This is a genomic window from Christiangramia aestuarii (assembly GCF_009735585.1).
Lineage (GTDB): Bacteria > Bacteroidota > Bacteroidia > Flavobacteriales > Flavobacteriaceae > Christiangramia > Christiangramia aestuarii.
On record NZ_VJVW01000004.1, the window covers coordinates 51,498 to 68,040 of the forward strand.

Sequence of the window (16,543 nt, forward strand, 5' to 3'; positions counted from 1 at the left end):
GATCAGCTGGAAAAGGTACCTTCAAATTCTTCCTGGTATTTTTTCCACTCCTCGTCTGTTTTCACTTTTTTATAATCGTCTGTAGCAAAGATCTTCAAAAAAATCTCCAGCTTCTGCGGAGTTAGATAACCTTTTACAGGCGTTAAAAAGCCGGCATTCTCATCGAAAAAGACCATGGTAGGATAAGCTGAAATGCCCATAGCCCGTGCGAATTCGTGTACCGAATTACGTCCTTTCTTCTCGGGATCAAAACCCGGGTTCTTGAAGACCTTATCCTTGAATTTGATCACCTCATTACCCTCAGCATTGAATTTTACCGGGTAAAAGTGCTTATTGATATATTCTGCCACATCCTTGTTCCCAAAGGTATTTTTGTCTAACAGCTTGCAGGGGCCACACCAGGTGGTGTAAGCATCTACAAAGATCTTTTTAGGCTTCTTCTTCTGTGCCTCCAAAGCTTCATTCATGCTCATCCAATTGATCTCCTGGGCCGTCATAGCCGAAACAGAAACTAACAAGAATGTAAAAAGGAATATTTTTTTCATGACATAAATTTACCTAAATCCAATGGAAACAAAAAGCGTTCCTAAAGTTTTAGGAACGCTTTCAGATATATATTGCTGTTAAAAAAATTACCTGATTCCGTGCATTAGTCTTTTTAGTACAGGGTTAAGGAGAGCTACCAGTAAACCTCCCGCGATAGGAACTATCGTAAAGATCAGGAAGAAGGTAGAAAGGTCATATTGCTGGGTAACTTCCTCGATCATTCCTCCCAAGGAACCGGCAAGCTTGTTCCCAATCGCAATAGCCAGGTACCACATCCCGAACATAAAAGCGATCATTCTGGCTGGCACCAATTTACTTACATAAGAAAGTCCCAGAGGAGACAAACAAAGCTCTCCCAGGGTATGTAAAAGATAAGCCAGTATCAACCAAATCATGCTCACTTTCGCACCATCTACGACGCCGCTGGAACCCCAGGCCAGTAATCCGAAGCCAAGACCTAAGAGGATAAGGCCAAAGCAATATTTAAAGGCTGCTGAAGGGTTATATTTACTTTCCCACCACTTCGAAAAGAAAGAGGCAAAAACGATTATAAAGAACGAATTAAGTATACTGAACCAGGAAACAGTGATCTCGGTAGCATCTGCAGAAAATTCCCTGTAAAGCATCCAGAAGACCAGCCCCCAGATACTGGCGAAACAGATCCCAAGGATAATATTAGAACCAGGGATCTTCGCGAAAGTCTGTTTCCAGAGCAAATAAAGAACCCAGGTGATAATCGCCAAAGGCACCACGGTTAGCAAGGCGTTTATAATATTAAATATGGTAGCCGAATTGCCCAAAAGTACGCGGTCTACGTTATCCCTGGCAAAAATGATAAGAGAAGATGCTCCCTGTTCAAAAGCCATAAAGAAGAAAACCGTAAAAATAGCAAAAATGATCACCGCGATAAGTCTATCCCTAACGATCTTGGTATACCTGGAAATTCTTGAGATTACCAGGATAAGAAATAGAACGAGGCCAATAAGCACCATCCCGATAGGTCCGGAAAGCGGCTCCCCTCCAAAATCGAAAGGCATCACTACCGGCAACAAATTAAAATCGGCAATTCTTGATAGTGGATCGTTGATTAGATAGGTAAATCCAATTCCGGCAGAAGCAACCACGAGAATCTTATCCAAAAGTGTAAAAGGATTCGGCTTATGAGCGACCCCAGTCTTCTCTTCTTCCTTCAGATGTTTTGCTTCAAGTTCCTTATCTGGCACCCCTCCTATCTTTCCGAAAAGAGGTTTGGCCAACCAGAACTGAAGTGTTCCTAAAAGCATGAATATTCCCGCAAGACCAAAGCCCCAGCTCCAGCCAATCTTCTCGGCCAGGTATCCACAAAGCATCATTCCGAAGAAAGCGCCAGCGTTCACTCCCATATAGAAAATGGTATAGGCACCATCCTTCTTTTCTGGTTTACCCTCGTACAATTCGGAAATAATGGAAGTAATATTCGGCTTAAAGAAACCGGTACCTACCACCAGCAGGCCAAGACCGAAGTAAAGAGATATTTCGGTTTCAAGGGCCATGGAGGCATGACCAAGGGTCATGATCGCAGCACCAATGATTACCGCCCAGCGATAACCTGTGAACTTATCTGCAATGAGACCACCTAAAATCGGGGTTAGATATAGTAAACCCGCATAGGTTCCGAACAAGGCCCCAGCATTTTCAGCAGACCAGCCCCAGCCGGGATTGTCTACTCCAACAATGGCCATGGTAAGGAAATTCACCAGTAACACCCTCATTCCGTAGAATGAGAAGCGTTCCCACATTTCAGTAAAGAAAAGAACAAAAAGCCCGGCGGGATGTCCCAGGACCTTACTTTTAAAAAAGTCGTCCTGGAAGTCTGTTGATGCTTGTGCGCTCATGAGATGAAGATTAGTTCTTTACATCTGCTAACTCATACTCCTCCTGCTCGGCAAGCTCTCTTTCGTTATCCTCAACTCCGTGAGTTAATCGTTTTAGCGGTTTCAACATGATCAAAACAATGGTCGCAAAGGCCACGGTAAAGATGGTAATACCTGAGAAAATTGCGATATCCCCGGCTTCTGAAGCGAATTCTCCAACGATCCCGGCAACTTTATTACCTAATCCTGTAGCTGCGAAATATACTCCCATCATTAATGAGGCATATCTTACCGGCGCAAGCTTTGTAATGAATGAAAGTGCCACCGGAGAGGAACAAAGCTCACCAATGGTATGGAAAAGGTAGGCCAGTACCAGCCAGTACATTGCAGATGCTCCATTAGCTTCAAATTGTAGGGCTGCAAATACCATGAATACGAAACCAAGACCCATGATGATAACCCCAGTCGCCATTTTGAAGATGGAAGAGGCTTCTTTATTTTTCAGTTTTCTGCGAGCCCAGAAGTTTGCTACTACCAGACCAAAAATAATGATGAACATCGCGTTCAATGACTGGAACCAGGATGCAGGAACCTCGTTCCCGATTAATGGTAAAGAGAAAGGTAAGGTTCTGTCTGTATTATCCAGCGCATAGATGTTCATTAATCCACCAGCCTGTTCAAAAGCTCCCCAAAATACGATCACCAGGATAAAAGATAGCAGCATTACCACGTATCTGTCTTTCATCACTTTTGTAGTAAGATCCTTATAAACCATCATCATCATGGAGATAACTAGAGTAAGGAAGATAAAAAGGAGCCCATAAGCGATTCCCATATAATAGAACCCTACCAGGGAAGCTCCTAGCAGGATCATGGAAACCGTAAGTTGAACCGGCGATTTGAACAGGTCCTGGAAAAGATTTCCAAGTGAAGCCCCTTCATCTCTTTCAACCTTTGAAAGGAGGTTACCAACATTCTTGAGGTGTTTTTGTCCCAGAAGATAAACAATCAAACCTAAAGCCATGGCGATCCCGGCAAGACCAAAACCATAATGCCAACCTATGTTCTCACCAACATAACCTACGATCAAACTCGACAGGAATGCTCCAAGGTTGATCCCGATATAGAAAATGGTGAAACCTTTATCTCTTCTAATATCACCTTCTTTGTAAAGTCCACCTACCATGGTAGAGATATTTGGCTTAAGGAAACCTACCCCTGCAATAATAAGTGCAAGCCCCGTATAGAAGGCCCACATTTGTTCCACGGCCAGAATACCGTGACCGGCAACCAGAACGATTCCCCCAATGAGTACGGCCTTTTTCTGACCAAAGACCTTATCTGCGAGAATGCCCCCGGGAATAGACGCGACATAAACAAGCATGGTATACCAGCCATATAAAGCCAGTGCCTCAGCCTGGGTCCATCCCAAACCTGCATTTCCTTCAGTAGTCGCACTTACCAGATACAGGACCAAAATTGCGCGCATCCCATAATAGGAAAAACGCTCCCACATTTCAGTAAAAAATAAAATGTAAAGCCCCACCGGATGCCCGAAAAGCTCTTTTTGTTTTACACGTACGTCTCTAGTTGCCATTTATTTCGAATTGTTTTAATTATAGTTTCTCTAGTATAAAATCGGTCATCATGGTGTAAAGATGTAACCTGGTGTTACCTCCGTAAATACCGTGGTTCCTGTCTGGATAGATTGCCCAGTCGAACTGCTTGTTCGCCTGAATAAGCTCTTCCACCATTCTCATGGTATTCTGAACATGTACATTATCATCTCCACCTCCGTGAATAATAAGATAATCTCCCTTTAGTTTTTCGACATGGTTCAGCGGGGAGTTCTCATCGTAACCTGAAGGGTTTTCCTGAGGGGTTCTCATGTATCTTTCAGTATATACCGAATCGTAGAATCTCCAGCTGGTTACCGGCGCTACCGCGATCGCTGCTGAAAATATATCGTTACCTTTCAGGATAGCGTTAGATGACATAAATCCTCCATAGCTCCATCCCCAGATCCCGATCCTGTCGGCATCGATATACGCTCTTTCTCCAAGTTGTTTTGCCGCTGCGATCTGGTCTTCCACTTCATATTTCCCGAGTTCCTTATAGGTCACCTTTTTGAAATCGGCACCTTTAAAACCGGTTCCCCTACCATCAACGGTCACAATTATATAGCCTTTATTGGCCAGTAACTGGTGCCAGTAGTCATTGCTGCTGAAATAAGAATTAGAAACCGACTGTGATCCAGGTCCGGAATATTGAAACATCAACATTGGGTATTTCTTGGTCTCATCAAAATCTGTTGGTTTGATGATAGACATATTCAGATCGTTTCCATTCACATTGATGGTCGTAAGCTCTTTTGGTGCGAAATCGTAGCCGGCATTCTTCTCCAGAAGTGCCTTGTTGTTAAGGATCTCACGAACCTGCTTACCATCTTTAGACCTGTGCAGGGTATACACATTTGGTGTATCTACATCTGTAAAAGTATTGATGAAGTAAGTATAATCTGCGCTAAAAGAAGCAGAGTTCATTCCGTTTCTGTCGGTAAGTCTCTTTTTGTTCTTGCCGTTTGGTTTGATGGAATACACATCACGGTTTACACTTCCGTTCTCGGTGCTCTGGTAATAGATCACATCGGCCTTTGGATCATATCCATAATAATCGGTCACTTCCCAGTTACCACTGGTGATCTGCTTCTGAAGCTCCCCATCTTCGTCGTAAAGGTAGATATGGTTATACCCATCCTTTTCTGAAGTCCAGATAAAGCTGTTGTTCTCTAAAAAGGTCAGGTTATCTGTAATATCTACATAAGCCTCATCCTGTTCGTTGAGGATAAGTTCAGCTTCGTTATTTTCAGCGTCTATGAACATAAGGTCAAGATTGTTCTGATGCCTGTTAATTACCTGTACGCTCAGGATCATAGGGTCCTGGGTCCATTTAATACGAGGGATATAGAAGTCACCAACCGCATTTTCATTAACCTTTTCAGCTTCTTCTGCTACATCATACTTGTCTCCAAGATCGATCTCTTCTGAAGTTTTTGACTTCACATCATACATATGAAGGCTTATCTCAGAATTCGCTTCCCCGGCCTTAGGATATTTGAATACTTCCTGGCTAGGGTAAAGGTCCTTTTTGAAAAGGTCCATGGAAAACTCAGGCACTTCAGATTCATCGAACTTCAAATAGGCGATCTTTTCACCGCTTGGATTCCAGGCATAGGCTTTTACGAAAGAGAATTCCTCTTCGTAAACCCAGTCGGTCACCCCATTAATGATGCTATTAATCACTCCATCTTCGGTAACCTGGGTTCTGTCACCGCTTTTAAGGTCGAGAATGTAAATATTGTTTTCGAAAACGTATGCTACTTTGGTCGCATCTGGAGAGAAAGAAGCTTCCTGAATCTTCTGGTCACTTACTTTTTGAAGTGATTTAGAATTCACATCGCATACGTAATAGATCTCTTTGGTAGACCTTCTAAAGATAGGTTCCAATTCGGTTGAAAGTAGGATCTTACTTTCATCTTCACTGAACTTAAAATCCTGGAAGGCTTTGATATCATTCAGGTCTGCGCTGTTCACCAGCGTCCTGGTCTTTTTTCCGGTCTTGTAACTATATACATCGATACTGGTAGTTCCAGCCTGCCTGTCATAATTCAAAACCACATATTCTTTTCCGTTATCGAGGGATTGCAGGGATTGAAGCCTTTCTTGGCGGAATGTTCCATTCCAGATTTCTTCAAGGCTTACTTCTTTTTTTTGTGCAGAGAGCACAGAAGATGCTGCTATGATAAAAGCAACCAGTAATGTAGGGAACTTCATAAAATTTCACGAATTTTTAATGCAGGCCAAGTTTACTAAAATTTAATGAAAAAACCGGCATGCTTATTTGACAAATAATAACATTCTTTTAAGAAAATTAGAGCCTTAGCTATTTCATCTCAACCAAATTATAGGCCTCTAAAAAATATGCTTTGTATCTTTGCCTCCCTGAAATACCATAAAAATGACAAAGCCTGTAAACGGATTTTCAAAACTTACGAAACCCGAAAAAATAGAGTGGCTGGCCAAGAATTATTTGAGTGATAACCAATCGGCCATCAGCGTGCTCAAGCAATACTGGAATGACGACGAAGACCTGCAGAAGCTGCACGATGAATTCATTGAGAATACGGTCACGAACTTCTACTTACCACTGGGCCTGGCTCCTAATTTTTTAATTAATGGCAAATACCATGTTTTGCCAATGGCTATAGAAGAAAGCTCTGTGGTTGCCGCAGCCAGCAAGGCCGCGAAATTCTGGAACGAAAGGGGAGGTTTTAAAGCGACCGTGCTTAATCATAAAAAGATAGGCCAGGTACATTTTTTATTCCAGGGAGATTTCTCCAAGCTCGAACAACTATTCACAAATATTGAGCCGAAACTTAGGGAAGCCGTAAAACCAATCACCAGGAATATGGAAAAAAGGGGTGGCGGCATTCTTGACATAAAGCTGATTGATAAGACCAGTGAACTGGAAAACTACTACCAGTTATTCGTGAATTTCGATACACGGGATTCCATGGGAGCTAATTTCATTAACTCCTGCCTGGAAAAATTCGCCGAAGTTCTACAGGAAGAAGCCAGGAATAATCCAGATTTCACCGATGAGGAAAAGGACCTCGAGGTGATCATGAGCATACTTTCCAATTATGTTCCCGAATGTATCGTAAGGGCTGAAGTTTCCTGCCCCGTGGAAAACCTGGCCGAAAACCAGGAAATGAGCGGAGAGGAATTCGCCCGAAAGTTCATTCAGGCCGTGAGAATTGCTGAAATTGAACCTTATCGTGCGGTCACCCACAACAAGGGAGTGATGAACGGTATCGATGCCGTGGTACTGTCTACAGGAAATGATTTCAGGGCCGTGGAAGCAGGCGTACATGCCTACGCCTCGAGAAACGGAAAATACACCAGCCTAACCCATGCCGAGATCGAAGACGGAATCTTTAAGTTCTGGATGGAGATACCACTGGCACTGGGTACCGTGGGCGGACTTACCAGCCTTCACCCACTGGTAAAACTAGCGCTGGATATCTTACAAAGGCCTTCAGCAAAAGAATTAATGGAGATCACGGCCGTAGCTGGACTAGCGCAGAATTTTGCAGCCCTGCGCTCACTTACCACCACGGGGATCCAACAAGGGCATATGAAAATGCACCTTATGAATATCCTTAACCAGAACCAGGCTACAGCAGAAGAGAAAGAACAAATGGTGGAATTCTTCACCCACCATACCATTACCCATAGCAGCGTGATGGAACAACTGGAAAAAATGAGATCTTAATGCAGGAATTCAGGAGTAACGGAAAAATTTTATTAACGGGAGAATATGCCGTTCTTGATGGCGCCAAATCTTTAGCCTTACCTACGAAAAAAGGACAATCACTTGAAGTTTCCGAAAACCAGTCTAACTTCATATCATGGAAAAGCCTGGACGAAAATAGGAATACCTGGTTCGAATCGGACTTCAGGATAGAAAACGGTGATTTTATTCCACTTTCTAAAAACCAGGAATCGCTACATAAAGAAACCGCCAGGAGACTTATAGAGATACTTCAAGAAGCTTACCAGGCGAATCCTGAGGCTTTTTCAGGGAAGGGATATAAAATCCTAACAAAGCAGGATTTCAACAGGAAATGGGGCCTGGGCACCTCCTCTACCCTCATTAATAACATTGCTCAATGGCTGAATATCGATGCCTACAAATTACTGGAACGAACTTTTGGCGGAAGCGGCTATGATATCGCAGCAGCCCAAAGTGAACTTCCTATCACCTATCAGCTAACTCCAAATGGACCGGCAAGCTTCACCGCAGACTTCGATCCACCCTTTAAGGACCAGCTTTTCTTTGTTTACCTGAACCGCAAACAGAACAGCCGGGAGGCGATCGCTCATTACAGGAATCAACCTAAAAATGATATACGAGGGCTTGTAGAAAAGCTCTCGGGTATTACCGAGCAGATCATCAGAACAGAAAGCCTGGAACAATTTAAACTGCTTTTAAAGGCTCATGAAACCCTTATCTCTAAAGCAATTAACCTGCCCCGTATACAAACGGAACTTTTTCCAGAATTCACCGGCCTTATCAAGAGCCTGGGAGGCTGGGGAGGAGATTTCATCCTCGCCACCGGTCGTGAACCGGAAAGGAAATACTTCCGGAAACAAGGTTACGACACCATATTTGAATATTCAGAACTTATAAAATAAAAAAAGCCTCATCGATTTGATGAGGCTTTTTTAAATCTATAGATCAAAGATCCTAGTAGAACCTTGATCTGTTATCTTCAATTTCAGCTTTTTTCTTAAGAGCTTCGAATACTCTGGATCCAGCCTGTGCTCTACGAGCAGCACTTTCCTGCTGCGCATATCCACGGTAAGAATCCATGGCAGGAGCTTCGAACTTACTTACAAGTTCTGCAACATAAACTCCTTTTTCACCGGCAATAGGCTCACTGATGTTACCTGGCTCCATAGAGAATACCGCTCCAACTACTTCTGGCTCTTCTCCAGCTCCGGCAAGAGTTGGGCTGCTCAGGTTCACGGCATCTGCAGTTTGTACACTCACACCCTGGTTGCTCGCAATCTCCTGTAAGGTATTTCCTTTAAGTCTTTCTTTAATTAGCTCGGCTTTCTTCTCTTTTCTGATGATCGGGGTAACTACCGAAGAAGCTTCCTCAACGCTCATAAGACCTTTATCCTTTTTGGCGGTTAACTGAGCTACGATATATCCATTATTGGTATCGAATCTTCTTACATCTCCTGTTTTAGCATCTTCTCCAAAAGCCCACTGCACTACTCTACGCTGTGCACCGGCACCAGGAATATTTTCTTCCAGGGCCTTGATGTCTTTTACAGTACGAACCTCGTAATTATCTTTTTTAGCAACTTCAGCGAAATCACCTTCAGAAGCAGAAATTTCGAATTTAGTCACTTCATTGAAAAGGTCGTTCATGGTTTTCTCTGAAGCCTCGATCTCCCTGGCAATGGTCGCAACCTTTACCGCTCTGGCAGCTTCGGTTTGATCGTCGATAGAGATCACGTGGTATCCAAGCGGAGTTTCTACCACCCCAATATCACCGGTTGAATTATCGAAAACAAAATTCTCAAATTCAGGGATCATCATTCCAGGAACAAAGTATCCAAGATCTCCGGCCTGTTCTTTATTAGAAGTATCAGCTGAAAATTCTGAAGCCATTTCAGCAAATTTATCTTTATTGTTTCTTACCACCCCGGCAATGCTATCTGCAAGCGCTTCAGCCTCTACCTTGGTTCTTTCAACACCGGCTCCTAGCTGAGACCCCTGGTAAGTTACCAGGATATGGCTGGCCTTCACAGAATCTGGAATAGTTTTGGTCTCTACCACCTTGCTAAGTTTCCAGTATCCATTCTCCTCGTAAGGCCCGTAAGTCTCTCCTTCGTTAAGGTTAAAGATAGCCTCGGCATTTTCTCCGGTAAAATCATTTCTGAATTTGAGTCTGTTTTCAAAAGGCAGGTCAGAATTATTACTGATGAAATCAGCATAATCTTCAGTATTGTCAAATCCAGGTAAAGTATCGTTCGCTCCAACAGCAGCATTGTATTCTACACGCTCACCTCTTAAAGAAGCGATGGTTTCCTTAGCTTCAGACTTGTCTTCAGAAGAAGCGTTCTCTTCGAAGATCACGTACTGGATACTTCTTGAAGCTTCGGTCTCAAAACGAGACGGGTGCTCCTTAAGGTAGCTCTTAATATCAGATTTTGTCACTTCAACCTCAGAATCTGGGATCGAAGAATAAGGGATCTGCACGAACTTCATGTTGATATTATCGTTCTGAAGCCTGTAAGCCTGCTCACCCTCTAAAAGTGTAGCTCCTACCCCGGCGCTAACCATGTTGTAGTAGTTATTAAGCTTGGCAGTTTTAGCCAGGTTAGAAGTGAACTGTTGCCACTGCTCGTAAGCCTGCGGAGAGGTCTCCTTAAGGTTCGCAACATATTCTCTCAACCTGTTCTCGTCGAACATTCCAGCTTCGTTGGTGAAGTTTGGGTTGTTAGACATTTGCGAACGCACTAGGTTGGTCACCTGTCCTTCACCGGCTCTAATTCCCAGCTCTTCAACCTGCTCTTCCAGGATCACTTCTCTTAGTTTCTGATCCCAGATACGGTTCACAGCCTGAGTAGTACTCACGTTTCTACCCATGTTTCTTTCAAAAGCCTCTACCTCACGGGCGAAGTCTTCCCTGGCAATTTCCTTACCGTTCACGGTAGCAATTACGTTCTGTGAATTTTGCGAGCTAAGCCCTCCGTTCCTAATAACATCGGCCAGTACGAATGAAAATAAGGCCAATGCGATAATAATGATCAAGAAAACAGACCTTTGTCTGATTTTATTTAATACTGCCATTTGAATGTATAATTTATCAAAATATAGGGGGCGAAAATAAGGTTTTTAGGCTAATAATAAAATTTAAAATTAGCAAAATCTTAACTTTAAAATTTTAGTCTTCAGGATTTATTTTTAGCTCTACCAATTCGATTTTGGTATTGGAAGTTTCAAGGATTTTCAACTCAAAATCCTCGATTTTGATAACCTCGCCCTGCTGAGGAATTTCTTCGGTATGGTTCACGATGAATCCACTCAGGGTCTCGTAATTTTCACCTACCGGAATATCAACTTTATAGTTCTCGTTAAGATAATCTACCTCCAGCCTTGCCGAGAACCTGAAATGCCCCTCGTCCAGCTTCTCCTCGATCATCACCGCCGAGTCATGCTCGTCTTCGATCTCTCCAAAAAGCTCCTCTACGATATCCTCTACGGTCATCATCCCGCTGGTACCCCCGTACTCATCTATCACCACGGCGATACTTTTTCGTTTTTTTATAAGGATATTCAGCACATCCTTGATCCACATGGTTTCAGGGACAAAAATTACCGGCAGTAATATGGATTTTATTGATATGGGCCTTTTAAACAGTTCAAATGAATGTACATAACCAATAATATCATCTATGGTCTCATTATAGATAAGGATCTTGGACAGTCCCGTTTCTGTAAAGGTTTCCACAAGATCATCTGGCGCCTGTCTCTGGTCTACCGCAATGATCTCGGTCCTTGGGATCATCACTTCCCTGGCTTTAATATCTGAAAAGGAAAGCGCGTTCTGGAAGATCTGTATCTCACTGTCCACATCCTCATGCTCCTCTACAGTTTCCATCTGCTCACTTATGAAATTACCCAGTTCCACCTTGCTGAATGCCAGCTGCACCTCGTCGCCTTCGGTCTTAAAGAATCGTTTAAGGATGATATCTGAGATCCAGATTACAAAAGTGGAAACAAAGCTGAATACGATATAAAAGATATACGCCGGTACTGCGAAAAGCTTCAGCATACTGTTGGCATAGATCTGAAAAAATACCTTTGGAAGAAATTCTGCCGTAAGTAATATTATAAGTGTAGAGATCACCGTTTGGGTAAGCAGGCTAAGGTCGTTGATCAGGTAATTCACAAATCCGCTCTGGGATTCTATCCCACCCAGCCAGGCCATTAAGAGGTCGCCCATGAAAAAACCATATACTACCAGGGCGATATTGTTACCCACCAACATTGTGGCGATGAACTTTGAGGGTTTCCTGGTAAGCCTTTTCAAAACCTTGGCCAGGAAATCGTTCTGCCTCTTTTCAATCTCGATGAAAATCTTGTTAGAAGAAACATAAGCGATCTCCATCCCTGAGAAAAATGCAGAAAGCAGAAGAGAGCAAATTATAATAAGTATATCAACCTCCATTCAGGCTATTTGTTACGGTCTTCATATTTACGCCTGAAGCGTCTTTTGAAGAAGAACATAAAGATGGCTATACAAACAAAGAAAAGGAATAAATAAGAACGATTCCTTTCGGTATCCCATATTCTTATCGCTTCAAACAAAAAGAATGCGGCAAAGGCCAGGTAAGCATATTCAAAGTACCTAAAAAATCTATTCATCCTTGTCTTCTTCTATAATTTGTATACCAGTATTGGTTCTAGAACGAAAATTACTGAAATCCTGATTAGAATCAAAACCAAGATCATCTGTGTAAGAACCGTCGGGAAATCTAATTGTATTTGGTTTATCGGTAAAAATCCAGCTTCTATCCTGATCCCAGAACAGCTGGCTGGCTTCAAGGATGGTGCTGTCTGCAGTGATAATGACCACATTCCCCTGAAGATCTATCAATTTGGTCTGTTCATATACGATCCCGTAATCGGCATTAACCGTGTTCTTCTGGTTCTTTTCGTCGAAGAACTCTACCTCTACCCCTTCCGGAAATTCGCGATAAGGAAAAGACTTATTGGTATAATCCAGCATTTTAGGGCTTTTAAGTGTCGCCACCAGCCTGCCGGAATCTGTAAATTTTAAGTTGATGCCTTCGGCAATGGCCTGAGGGGCATCTTCCTCTAAGCTAAAGGCTCTTACTTCCTGCAGATTACCTTCGCATGAAAAAAGCATTGTCACGCCGATTAGCGTGACAATGCCTGAAATTATATTGCTATATGTGAGATTCATTATAGGCTCGGGATACGAACGGTCTCACCGATCCAGCATCCAATCGAGATTGGGTCTCCAGCATTTTTACTAGACTGGAATACATCTGATTTTTGCGGAGCTCTACCTTTATAAGCGGCAGCAGCCTGGTTTGCGTTACTAGCGATCGATGGGTCTACTCTTGCAGCTTTAGAAGCATATTCAGCAGCTAACCAATAAACTGCTCTTTTGCTGAATGCATCTTCACCACAGTTGTTCGCACTTTTCGCATACATGTTAGCGATCTGTAAATAAGCACTACCTAAAGATGGCTTAGCCTGAAGAGCTTTTCTGTAAAAGCTTCTTGCCTGACCAAAGCTACCTTTATCCTGGTAGTTGTTCGCAATTCTATAGTAGATCTTAGCCTGGTCTGACTTGTTAGTCTCAAGTTCAGCAGCTTCATTATAGTATTCAAGAGCTTTTGCACTGTTTCCTTCAGCTTCAGCCAACTGACCCAGAGAATATGCAGATTTCGCAGAAGGCTCTAATTTATGAAGTGCTTCAGAAACTTTGATGAACAATGGATCATCTGTACAGTCTTTAGCAGAAAGTCTTGCGTTGGCATTCTTCAACCAGCTCACATCGGCTTTCTTAGCTTCAAAATCTTTACTATAAAGAGGGATCAGGTTATCACAATCTGCTCTAGCACCAAGCTTCGCGTTAATAGCTTCCTTCACTTTGCTATAGTTAGCAAGGTTGATCTCAGCATACTTGATTTGCTTCTGCTCTTTAGCGGTAAGTTGCTCACCTTCTTCCTGCTTCTGTAAAAGTGGAGCCAGGTTCTCTGCAGCTTCGTTCTCTTCTTCTTCGATCTTGGTGAACACCCTATCGTAGTTATCGAAAACATCCTGAAGAGTTCTCTCTCCTTCGTCCTGCATTTCAACCATCAGGTCAAAATATGCGTAAAGACCTTTAGGACTCTTAAAATTATCTTTATCTTCAGTATAAGCCTTATCGAAAGCTTTATATTGCTCGTCTTTATCTCCGATTTTGTTATCGAACTTTAGAAGAGCTATATCTGAATAGATCTTACCTTTTGAGGTTTTATTTGGATAAAGCTCAAGTCTTTGTTCCCAAACGCTGATCAATTCTTCAACTAATTCTTTTTTATCTCCCTGCTCTGCCTTATCGATCTTATACTCTAATGCTCTTTCCAGATACTGGTAAGTAGCAAGACTATATTTAGGACATTCTTTTCTTACATCCTGTAAGGCAGGATAAGCAGAATCATAATTCTTTGCTTTTGCATCGTCATAGGCTAACGCAGCCTTAGTGGTACAATCTCCAGATTGTGCGCTTACAGACCCTATACCTAACGCAATTGTTAATAGTGCTAGAAATCTCTTTTTCATTTTCTTGTTTATTGTGTGGTTAATTAAATTTTCTCTTCGTGAACCATTTGTCATTTAAAGACAGCCCGATAGACAGCCTCATAAAGTTCTCCTGAATTAAACCTGAATCCTTGGTACCTCTTTGTCCAAGCTCGATTCCAAGGTTTATATTGGAGAATTCAAGTCCAACTGGCAAACCTAATCCAAAAGATATGCCAAACTCATTGATAGATTCGTTATTCACAATGAGACCGGTACCATCATACCTGAATCCAGCCCTGTAAACCACTCGCTCCAAGTAACTTGTGAACGAGTTGTATTTTGGAATATAAAAACCTCCTAAAGAAAACTGAGAAGCATCCTCATATTCACCATTATCTCCTCTAAAGCTGAAACTATCCTCATAAGAAGACGTTCCTACATTTGCATATTCGGCTCCCACGAACCATTTATTTCTCTCTCCAATCCCCGCTCCAAAGCTCAATCTGGAAGGAGCTTCGAACTGGGTGTTGCTAAGGTCAAGTTCTCTTACATCTATCAGCCTGCTGGTTCCACTGGAAAAATCTACCGTGGAAATGGTCCTGGAATTATCTGAATCCAGGTCCATGGCCGGCGCATAAGATGATGCAACATGCAGCTTTAACTTTTCGGTTATATCCTTTTGATAATTCGCCCCAAAGTTAAAGGTAAATCCTTTAATATCAGACCTGTTTACATCTGTTGTTCCATATTGCAGGTTTTCGCGGTTTATACTCTGGGTATTCTGAAAGTTCCCGAAGTTATAATTCGCATCTACACCAATACTAAGATCTGGGGTCACCGCCCATCCGGCAGAAAGGAAAACCTTATTCATCCCTCCTCTACCATTAAGCAGACTGGCAGAACCTTCATCCATATCTAAAATACGATATCCTACTGAAGTATAAGGCAAAACACCTAATCCAATTCCCACTTTATCACTTACCGGGAATGCCAGGGCCAGGTAATCCAGCGAAGTGATCTTTGCGTTATCACTGGCGCTTTCTGTTTCCAGCTTGATACGATCATGGCTGGCACCAATAGAATAATTGGTTCTTTTCAGCCTTCCGTAACTGGCAGGATTCTGCACATTAACATGGATGCTATCTGCAAAGATACTCAATCCTCCCATAGCTCTGTTCTCTACAGTGCCCTTAAAGTTCGTTAAACCAATACCGTAGTAGGAATAAGGTGAAGAAACATTTTCTTGTGCTTCCGCCGCGAATGCGGAAAATAAAGCGACGATTACTATAAATCGTTTTATCATTGAGTCTTGTTAAATTCTAGAATGAAATTAAGTCCTTCTAACAAAAAATTTGAGTTGGCAAATATGCTATTTTTTAATGGTATAGACAAAATTTGGCTATCACCACCTGTAAAAATTACTGTTAAATCATCAAATTGAGTCTGGTAGGCTTCTATGGTTCCCTTTAATTCCATTTTAATTCCGTTAATAATTCCAGATCGTATGCTGGTTTCAGTAGTTGTACCAATAAGTTCAGCTTCTGGCTTCGATTCTACTAACGGTAAATTTGCGGTAAACTTGTGCAGGCTTTTAAATCTCATCTCCATTCCCGGAGAAATTGCCCCGCCCAGGTAATCTTCTTTCTTAGTTTTTATATCGTAGGTAATACAGGTGCCCGCATCGATGACCAGGACATTCTTACCAGGGTAAGATTGCACGGCGGCCGCCACAAGGGCTATCCTGTCTTTACCAAGGCTTTTAGGTGTAGCATATTTATTCTGAAATGGAAGTCTAACCGAATTAACCAGTCGCAACACGGGATAGTGCTGTTCGGTCTCAGAAACCATCTCATCCTCTCCCGAAGCGACACTGGAAAGAATGGAATTGTTTATCTGTGGAAATTTTTCTCGGAGAGATCGAAATTTTTTTGAAAATTTTTCCTTTTCCAGGATCTGCTTTTCCAGAAGCTTATTGTTTTGAAAAACAGCCATCTTCACGAAGCTATTCCCGGCATCGATTACTAAATTCATTCAGATTTTCTTTGAAAAGCGAAAATACAAAAGCATTTTTTTAAAATTTCCTTTGTGAGTTCCTAAAAATGAAATTATATTTGCCACCGCTTAACAAAGCAACTGGTGCCTTAGCTCAGTTGGTAGAGCAAAGGACTGAAAATCCTTGTGTCCCTGGTTCGATTCCTGGAGGCACCACCTTTAAAAACCCACTTCAGCTGAAGTGGGTTTTT

Annotated in this window: 13 protein-coding genes and 1 tRNA gene; 3 read left to right on the forward strand and 11 right to left on the reverse strand. The window is 42.3% G+C overall.

Annotated elements, in window-relative coordinates; genetic code table 11:
• Positions 1-2: 2 nt before the first annotated feature.
• The 4 genes from FLP08_RS10655 to FLP08_RS10670 all read right to left on the reverse strand — a co-directional run bounded on the left by FLP08_RS10655 (position 3) and on the right by FLP08_RS10670 (position 6,232).
• Complete coding sequence (locus tag FLP08_RS10655; RefSeq protein WP_156276731.1) at positions 3-545, reverse strand: thioredoxin family protein; 543 nt, start codon at positions 543-545, stop codon at positions 3-5.
• An 87-nt stretch (positions 546-632) separates the two neighbouring features.
• Complete coding sequence (locus FLP08_RS10660; RefSeq protein ID WP_156276732.1) at positions 633-2,420, reverse strand: peptide MFS transporter; 1,788 nt, start codon at positions 2,418-2,420, stop codon at positions 633-635.
• A 10-nt stretch (positions 2,421-2,430) separates the two neighbouring features.
• A complete protein-coding gene (locus tag FLP08_RS10665) occupies positions 2,431-3,996 on the reverse strand; it encodes a peptide MFS transporter (RefSeq protein WP_156276733.1) in 1,566 nt (521 codons plus the stop codon).
• Positions 3,997-4,015: 19 nt separating this feature from the next.
• Positions 4,016-6,232, reverse strand: a complete 2,217-nt coding sequence (locus tag FLP08_RS10670; RefSeq protein ID WP_156276734.1) for a S9 family peptidase — start codon at positions 6,230-6,232, stop codon at positions 4,016-4,018.
• Between the two features lie 184 nt (positions 6,233-6,416).
• On the opposite strand from FLP08_RS10670, the gene FLP08_RS10675 reads away from it, so the two are divergent.
• Both FLP08_RS10675 and FLP08_RS10680 read left to right on the forward strand, forming a co-directional pair.
• Complete coding sequence (locus FLP08_RS10675) at positions 6,417-7,733, forward strand: hydroxymethylglutaryl-CoA reductase, degradative (RefSeq protein ID WP_156276735.1); 1,317 nt, start codon at positions 6,417-6,419, stop codon at positions 7,731-7,733.
• A complete protein-coding gene (locus tag FLP08_RS10680; protein WP_156276736.1) occupies positions 7,733-8,656 on the forward strand; it encodes a GYDIA family GHMP kinase in 924 nt (307 codons plus the stop codon). The genes FLP08_RS10675 and FLP08_RS10680 overlap by 1 nt, the downstream gene beginning before the upstream one ends.
• 52 nt (positions 8,657-8,708) lie before the next feature.
• On the opposite strand, the gene FLP08_RS10685 is transcribed toward FLP08_RS10680, so the two are convergent.
• The 7 genes from FLP08_RS10685 to FLP08_RS10715 form a co-directional block, all read right to left on the reverse strand.
• Positions 8,709-10,829, reverse strand: coding sequence for a peptidylprolyl isomerase (locus FLP08_RS10685; protein WP_156276737.1), 2,121 nt, complete (start codon positions 10,827-10,829; stop codon positions 8,709-8,711).
• A gap of 94 nt (positions 10,830-10,923) precedes the next feature.
• Positions 10,924-12,210, reverse strand: a complete 1,287-nt coding sequence (locus tag FLP08_RS10690) for a hemolysin family protein (protein ID WP_156276738.1) — start codon at positions 12,208-12,210, stop codon at positions 10,924-10,926.
• A gap of 5 nt (positions 12,211-12,215) precedes the next feature.
• Complete coding sequence (locus FLP08_RS10695) at positions 12,216-12,407, reverse strand: hypothetical protein (protein WP_156276739.1); 192 nt, start codon at positions 12,405-12,407, stop codon at positions 12,216-12,218.
• On the reverse strand, positions 12,400-12,969 hold the full coding sequence (gene lptC / locus FLP08_RS10700; protein ID WP_156276740.1) for an LPS export ABC transporter periplasmic protein LptC: 570 nt from the start codon (positions 12,967-12,969) through the stop codon (positions 12,400-12,402). Before lptC ends, FLP08_RS10695 begins: the two co-directional genes overlap by 8 nt.
• Positions 12,969-14,339 carry a hypothetical protein gene (locus FLP08_RS10705; RefSeq protein ID WP_156276741.1) on the reverse strand — a complete coding sequence of 457 codons (1,371 nt, stop codon included), beginning with the start codon at positions 14,337-14,339 and terminating at the stop codon, positions 12,969-12,971. Before FLP08_RS10705 ends, lptC begins: the two co-directional genes overlap by 1 nt.
• 19 nt (positions 14,340-14,358) lie before the next feature.
• A complete protein-coding gene (gene bamG, locus FLP08_RS10710) occupies positions 14,359-15,603 on the reverse strand; it encodes a BamG family beta-barrel-assembly machinery protein (protein WP_156276742.1) in 1,245 nt (414 codons plus the stop codon).
• Positions 15,600-16,331 carry a type III pantothenate kinase gene (locus FLP08_RS10715; RefSeq protein ID WP_156276743.1) on the reverse strand — a complete coding sequence of 244 codons (732 nt, stop codon included), beginning with the start codon at positions 16,329-16,331 and terminating at the stop codon, positions 15,600-15,602. The genes bamG and FLP08_RS10715 overlap by 4 nt, the downstream gene beginning before the upstream one ends.
• A gap of 104 nt (positions 16,332-16,435) precedes the next feature.
• On the opposite strand from FLP08_RS10715, the gene FLP08_RS10720 reads away from it, so the two are divergent.
• Positions 16,436-16,508, forward strand: a tRNA-Phe gene (locus FLP08_RS10720).
• Positions 16,509-16,543 lie beyond the last annotated feature (35 nt).

Coding starts and splice junctions, on each gene's coding strand:
- FLP08_RS10655 (WP_156276731.1), bottom strand. CDS start 545: ATGAAAAAAATATTCCTTTTTACATTCTTGTTAGTTTCTGTTTCGGCT.
- FLP08_RS10660 (WP_156276732.1), bottom strand. CDS start 2,420: ATGAGCGCACAAGCATCAACAGACTTCCAGGACGACTTTTTTAAAAGT.
- FLP08_RS10665 (WP_156276733.1), bottom strand. CDS start 3,996: ATGGCAACTAGAGACGTACGTGTAAAACAAAAAGAGCTTTTCGGGCAT.
- FLP08_RS10670 (WP_156276734.1), bottom strand. CDS start 6,232: ATGAAGTTCCCTACATTACTGGTTGCTTTTATCATAGCAGCATCTTCT.
- FLP08_RS10675 (WP_156276735.1), top strand. CDS start 6,417: ATGACAAAGCCTGTAAACGGATTTTCAAAACTTACGAAACCCGAAAAA.
- FLP08_RS10680 (WP_156276736.1), top strand. CDS start 7,733: ATGCAGGAATTCAGGAGTAACGGAAAAATTTTATTAACGGGAGAATAT.
- FLP08_RS10685 (WP_156276737.1), bottom strand. CDS start 10,829: ATGGCAGTATTAAATAAAATCAGACAAAGGTCTGTTTTCTTGATCATT.
- FLP08_RS10690 (WP_156276738.1), bottom strand. CDS start 12,210: ATGGAGGTTGATATACTTATTATAATTTGCTCTCTTCTGCTTTCTGCA.
- FLP08_RS10695 (WP_156276739.1), bottom strand. CDS start 12,407: ATGAATAGATTTTTTAGGTACTTTGAATATGCTTACCTGGCCTTTGCC.
- lptC (WP_156276740.1), bottom strand. CDS start 12,969: ATGAATCTCACATATAGCAATATAATTTCAGGCATTGTCACGCTAATC.
- FLP08_RS10705 (WP_156276741.1), bottom strand. CDS start 14,339: ATGAAAAAGAGATTTCTAGCACTATTAACAATTGCGTTAGGTATAGGG.
- bamG (WP_156276742.1), bottom strand. CDS start 15,603: ATGATAAAACGATTTATAGTAATCGTCGCTTTATTTTCCGCATTCGCG.
- FLP08_RS10715 (WP_156276743.1), bottom strand. CDS start 16,331: ATGAATTTAGTAATCGATGCCGGGAATAGCTTCGTGAAGATGGCTGTT.